Annotated in this window: 6 protein-coding genes; 4 read left to right on the forward strand and 2 right to left on the reverse strand. The window is 65.0% G+C overall.

What is annotated here, in order from left to right:
* The 4 genes from ACXJKR_RS21640 to ACXJKR_RS21655 all read left to right on the forward strand — a co-directional run.
* On the forward strand, positions 1 to 246 hold a 246-nt coding region (locus tag ACXJKR_RS21640), incomplete at its 5' end, for a VOC family protein (protein WP_457324576.1).
* 32 nt (positions 247 to 278) lie between these two features.
* Complete coding sequence (locus ACXJKR_RS21645) at positions 279 to 1,169, forward strand: amino acid ABC transporter substrate-binding protein (protein WP_457324577.1); 891 nt, start codon at positions 279 to 281, stop codon at positions 1,167 to 1,169.
* Between the two features lie 59 nt (positions 1,170 to 1,228).
* Positions 1,229 to 1,807 carry a flavin reductase family protein gene (locus ACXJKR_RS21650; RefSeq protein WP_457324578.1) on the forward strand — a complete coding sequence of 193 codons (579 nt, stop codon included), beginning with the start codon at positions 1,229 to 1,231 and terminating at the stop codon, positions 1,805 to 1,807.
* A gap of 80 nt (positions 1,808 to 1,887) precedes the next feature.
* Positions 1,888 to 2,271: a nuclear transport factor 2 family protein gene (locus ACXJKR_RS21655; RefSeq protein WP_457324579.1), complete on the forward strand. Its 384-nt coding sequence runs from the start codon at positions 1,888 to 1,890 to the stop codon at positions 2,269 to 2,271.
* A gap of 51 nt (positions 2,272 to 2,322) precedes the next feature.
* Here the strand turns inward: ACXJKR_RS21655 and ACXJKR_RS21660 are convergent, their stop codons facing one another.
* Both ACXJKR_RS21660 and ACXJKR_RS21665 read right to left on the reverse strand, forming a co-directional pair.
* Positions 2,323 to 4,668 (reverse strand): GH36-type glycosyl hydrolase domain-containing protein, encoded by a 2,346-nt coding sequence (locus tag ACXJKR_RS21660; RefSeq protein WP_457324580.1) that lies wholly within the window; start codon positions 4,666 to 4,668, stop codon positions 2,323 to 2,325.
* A 5-nt stretch (positions 4,669 to 4,673) separates the two neighbouring features.
* On the reverse strand, positions 4,674 to 6,029 hold the full coding sequence (locus ACXJKR_RS21665) for an MFS transporter (RefSeq protein WP_056194894.1): 1,356 nt from the start codon (positions 6,027 to 6,029) through the stop codon (positions 4,674 to 4,676).
* Positions 6,030 to 6,150: the final 121 nt, after the last annotated feature.

Raw genomic sequence — 6,150 nt, forward strand, 5'->3', positions numbered from 1 at the left:
GCACAGCGCAATGCAGTCGATGGCCACGGCGTGCCGGTGCGCCACTTCGGGATCGTGCTGCCGATGGCCGACTGGGAGGCGGCCGCCACGCGCCTGAAGGTGGCCGGCGTCGAGTTCGTGATCGAGCCCTACATCCGCTTCAAGGGCGAACCCGGCGAGCAGGCAACGATGTTCTTCCTCGACCCGTCAGGCAATGCGCTGGAGTTCAAGGCCTTTGCCGACATCGCGATGCTGTTCGCGAAGTAGTCGGTCGCCAATCGCCAGACAGGAGCAATCAATTGAAGATTCTGGTTCTTGCCCTCATCGCCGTTGCCAGCGCTTGCGCGGCTCAAGCGGACACGCTACAGAAGATCAAGACAACGGGATCCGTGACGATGGGCGTGCGCGAATCGTCGGGCGCCTTGTCGTACACCATCGGTGGCGGGAAGTACGTCGGTTTTCACATCGACTTGTGCCATCGCGCGCTGGCCGACATCCAGAAGCAGCTTGGACTCGCAAAGCTGGACATCAAGTACCAACCCGTGTCGTCGGCCAATCGGACGCCGCTGCTGCAAAACGGTACGGTCGACATCGAATGCGGCTCAACGACCAACAACGCCGCCCGCCAACAACAGGTCGCGTTTGCCCTCACCACTTATGTCGAGGAAATCCGCATCGCCGTGAAGGCGAACTCAGGCATTCAGTCGATCAGTCAGTTGAACGGCCGCAAGGTCGCGACGACCACCGGCACGACCAGCGTGCTGCTCCTACGCAAGCACCAAAAGGCCGCGGGCGTCGAGTTCCAGGAGATCTTCGGCAAGGACCACACCGACAGCATGCTCAATCTCGATTCCGGGCGTGCCGATGCCTTCGTGATGGACGCTCAAGTGCTGGCCGGCAACATTGCCAAGTCGCGCAATCCGGCCGATTTCAGAATCGTCGGCGAGGTGCTCGGCGTGGAGCCGATCGCGATCATGATCCGCAAGGACGATCTCGCCTTCAAGCAAAGCATCGACAACACGCTGCGAGGCCTGATGAAGAGCGGCGAGATTGCGCAGCTCTACGACAAGTGGTTCATGAAGCCGATCCCGCCCACCAACACCGCCGTCAATCTGCCGGCCTCTGAAGAGACAAAGGCCGCCTGGGTGAGTCCGACCGACAAGCCCGCTGAGGACTACGCGCGTCGGTGATTCGACTTACCCGGCTCCCGGGTCGGGGTTCACTTTTCCTGCTTCCATCCAAAAGCACCATGAACGAGCATTTCCGACCGGTTGCGCTAGAGCACGCCAGCCGCCTGATCAACCACGGCCCAACCGTGCTGGTGACCAGTGCGGACGGCGAGCGCCGCAATGTGATGGCTGCCGCTTGGTCAATGCCAGTTGAATTCACACCGCCGCGCGTTGCCGTCGTCATCGACAAGCGTACTCATACGCGCGAACTCGTCACGGCCAGCGGTGCGTTCGGCCTCTGCCTTCCGGGTGCGGCGCTGGTTGACCTGACCTACGCCGTCGGCAGTGCCAGCGGCCGCGATATCGACAAGTTCGCTCGCCACGGAATCGCCGCAAGAAAAGGTCCGGCATTCGGCGTGCCGCTGATCGAGTTGGGCTGCGCCGCCTGGCTTGAATGCCGACTGATTCGCGAACCGCATACCGAGGATGCCTACGACACCTGCTTCGCGGAGGTGGTTGCGGCCGCAGCCGACGAACGCATCTTCGCGAACGGACATTGGTTGTTTCGCGATGACAACGTGGCGCTGCAGACCATCCACCACCTCGGTGGCGRCAACTTCGTGCATGCCGGCGGCGTGCTGCACGCTCAACCGCTGTAGTCGCGGGCGGCGTCGCTGCCCCGGGTTCMAACGCCGTGTCTGGAGCCCATTGAATTCCCAACCTCAACCCGGATCAAATCATGAGCAAACCTGTTTACGTCCAGGAGTACCACGCGATCGTCGAGGTGCTGAACAAGTACAACGATGGCTGCAAGCAGGCCAAGAGCAGCATCATGAAGCCCGCCTTCAGCGACCAGGCAACCATCTTTGGCCTCGGCGCGGACGGCAAGCTGTCGGGTGGTGCAATTCAGAATTTGTTCGACGGGATCGACAGTTCCTTTCGTCCTTCGCCCGAAGCGCAAGCTGCGATCGTCAGAGTCGACATCGTCGGCACCGCCGCCAGCGCCCGCATCGACACCAATGACGTCTCCGGTTTTTGCTTCACCGATTTCTTCCATCTGCTGAAGGTCGATGGAAAGTGGATCGTGATCAGCAAGATCTACCACACGCACGTCGCCCCCTGAGCATCACGGAACCTGCTCGACCATCAGCGACTTGATGCGCCTCCAGCGAAATCACGTCTTGGAGCGGTTCCCCAGCTCAACGTCGAGCCGGTACTCGCGCCCGGCTTCGATATTGCGCACCAAGTCATCGGCCAACGGTTGACCATCAAGATGGATGCAAGCCGTGCCCGTGCGGCGCACCCGCAGCTTGAAGCGCGCACCGCGGAACTCGCGCTCGGCGTTGAGATGGTCCCAGCCGTCGGGCAGTTGCGGCCTCACTGACAGCCCCTGCGCGTGGCCACGCAGCCCGCACAAGCCTTCGATGACGCAGCGATAKGCCCAGGCCGCGGTGCCGGTGTTGAACAGCTGGCTGGAGCGGCCGGCCGTACGCGGGAACTGCTGGTGCGCGCCGCGGTAGTAGTTGGGGATGAAGACCGGCAACTGGCCGCGCTGCGAATAGTCGGCCTCGTCAGGGCCCGGAACCATTCGGCGCAGCGCGCTGTAGGCGCGGTCGCCCTCGCCGGCGTCGTACAGCGCATGCACGTAGAAGCTGGCGGCGTGGTTGTAGACCGCGCCGTTCTCGGCCGAGCCGGGGTGCTTCTGCGTGACGCGGCCCACATCGTCGCGCATGCCGGAGTAGGGCGGGTTGAACATGGCCATGCCGTGTGGCGTGTCGAGCTGGGCGTCGATGGCGGCCAGCATCTTCATGCGCTGCTCGCCGCTCGCGGCACCGCTGAGCATGGCCCAGGACTGCGGGTTGAGGTAGATGCGGCCCTCGGTGTCGGCGCTGACGCCGAAGACAACGCCGTCGTCCGTGATGCCGCGGGCGAACCAGTCGCCGTCCCACAGGTGGCGGTTGGCGGCGGCATTCAGTTCGTTGACCGCCGCCTGCCAATGCGCGGCTTGCTCGGCGCGGCCTGCGTCGGCGCAAATGCTGCTCCACAGCCGCATCGCATAGGCGGCCGCCACAGTGAGCCAGCCCGACACGCCACGGCCCTTGTAGCCCACCATGTTCATCGGGTCGCACCAGTCGCCCTGGGCGATGTAGCTCAGGCCGCGCGCGTCGCGGTCCTGCTGCAGCCAGGTCATGGCGGCGTCCAGCCGTTCGGCGACGGTGAGGTCGTTCACCACTACATCCAACAGCGCGAAGTCGCCCGCCTCGTCCAGGTAGGCCTGCAGGCACACAGGCAGCCAAACGCAGTGGTCGGTGTGCGGTACCTGGTTGATGTACTTCAGCTCGGCGCCTTCGATCAGCAGGATGCCGTCCGGCATCGAGCCGTTGGCGGCCTGTTGGCTCAGCGCGTGCAGCAGCGCTCCGCGCGTGACGCTCGGCGCGATATAGGCCATGCCGAGGTTGTCCTGCAGGTAGTTGCGCGTCTGCGGGTCGGTGCTGAGCCGGTTCACGTCGCCGTGATAGAAAACCTGGCGCGGCAGCCAGTGATTGACGAAGCGGTCGAAGTCGGCATCGGGTGTCTTGATGCGCRGGCAGCCGCGGCCGCTGTCGATGTAGTCGGCATAGGCGGCGTGGGCGCGGGCGAAGCCGGCTTCACTGAGGTAGGTCTCGCGCACGCTGGCGATCTCGGCGTCGTCCAGCGCAGGGCCAAACAGGAAGCGGTAGGTCTTGCTCTCATTGGGCCGCAGCGCCAGCCGGTACTGCATGGCAGCGGCGGGTGTCTCGTAGCGAGCGTCGCCGCCGGCCAGTTGCTCGGCCTGCAGCGCGCTGGGCCGGTGCAAGCCGCCTTCTCCTTCAAACGCGCCTTGGCTGGCTTCCCAGGCATCGGGCGGGCACTCGCAGAGGAAATAGGTCTTGTCCTTGAGCTGCAGGTTCTTGAAGTAGTCCGCCACCTTCTGGTAGGGCGTCACGCTGCTGGCCACGATGCCGCCCAGGTCGGCGCGCCACTCGGCCGACTGGTTCATCCACGACATGTAGCCGATGGGAAAGTAGGGCACGACGCTGATGCGCCGTGGCCGGCCCGAAAGGTTGGTGACGCGAGCCTCCCACAGCTCGACGACATCGTCGGTCGGCAGGCCTAACGCCATCTCCACGCGCAGGCCGAGGTGCTCCACCGTCCAGCTCAGGTCGTACCGGCCGACGACGAAGCTGAAGCTGTCGACCGGCGCACGCACCGGCTCATACGGCGCCGAGAACAGCTCGCCCGTGTCCTCGTCCTTCACGTAGACGAAGCGGCCGGGGTGGTGGGCGTAGTAGGCCTGCTCCGGCTGCATGAAGGTCTTGGCCTCCAGGTTGGGCGCATGGGCGTACTTGGCCGGCTCGGGCTGCATGAACTGCGCGGTGGCGTAGCCGCGGCAGGTCACCTGGATCATCATGCGACGGTTCCACAGGAAGCCGGCGGCCTGGGGCAGGGCGGTGGGGCTGGTGAGCTCGCAGCGCTCGCCGTCATCGAGGTGTCGCAGCATGGGCGTCAGACCGGTGAAGTGGAGAACTTGCGCGCGGCCAGGTCGGCCTGGATGCGCGCCATGGTGGGGTTGTCCAGCGTGTAGAAGACCATGATGACGGCGGCCAGCAGCGTGAAGCCGGCCGGGATCACGGACATCAGCCAGACGATGCCGGCCTGGGAGTCGGCCGATTGCACCGCGTTGGGCACATAGCCCAGCGCCGTGAACAGCGTGCCGATGACGCCGACGGCGACAGCCGTGCCGAGCTTCTGCGCGAACGAGCTGGCCGCGAAGGTCATGCCCGTCGCGCGGCGGCCGTTGCGCCATTCGTTGAAGTCGGCCGAATCGGCCAGCATCGAAAAGGACAGCGGCGATTTCGGGCCGAGGACGAGACCGAGCGCGATCTGCAGCGCATACATCAGCGCGATCTGATCGGCGTCGACGAACAGGAAGGCCATCGACAGCACGGTGGAAGCGAGCATCAACCCGATCAGCAGCTTGCGCTTGTCGATGAAGCGAGTGAGGAAGGGCGTGCACGCCGTGCCGGCCGCCGCGGCCAGCAGGTAGGCCGGCATGAAGGTGGCCAGAAGCTCGGGCCGGTTGACCACGTACTTGAAGTAGTAGGCCGCGCTGGTCATGCGCAGCGTGATGCTGAGCATGATGATCAGCGCCAGGAAGAACAGCAGGATCCAGGGCAGGTTGCTGCGCAGGTCGGCCAGGTCCTGGCGCACGCTGGAGGGCTCGGCCTGTACCGGCTGGACGCGCTCGGTCGTCGCGCTGAAGGTGAAGGCGAAGATCAGTGCGGCGGCAACGCCCCAGAACACCATGGTCAGCGTCCAGCCCAGGGCTGGGTCGCCACCGCCGAACCAGCCCACCAGCCGGGGCGACACGGCCGTGACGAGGGTGCCGCCCGCAAAGCCGCAGACGAAACGGGACGCGTTGACAGCATTGCGCTCCCGCGCGTCGCCCGAGATCACCCCCGACAAGGCGCTGTAGGGCAGGTTGACGCTGGTGTAGACCGTCATCAAGAGCAGGTAGGTCACGTAGGCCCACACCAGCTTGCCCGTGGGGCCGAAGTCGGGCGTGGAATAGGTCAGCACACCGATCACGGCCAGCGGCAGCGGCATGAACAGCAGATAGGGCCGGAACTTGCCCCAGCGCGTCTGCGTGCGGTCGGCGAAGGCGCCGATCATGGGGTCGGTGAAGGCGTTGAAGATCTTGATGACGAACAACATCGTCGCGGCGGCGGCTGCGGTGATGCCGAACACGTCGGTGTAGAAGATCAGCAGGAAGGTCGAGATGTTGGTCCAGTAGAAGTTGAACCCCATGTCGCCCAGGCCGTAGCCGACGATCTCGCGCCGAGTGAGCGGGCGCGCGCTCATGCTGTGCTCTGCAACCAGGCGAACACCTGCGCCTGCAACTGGTCCAGCGGGGCGAGTGCATCCAGGTGCAGCACGCCCGGCTCGCCGACGGGCGACTCCAGCGTCTCGAACTGACTGTCGA

Source organism: Roseateles sp. P5_E11, from assembly GCF_054049355.1.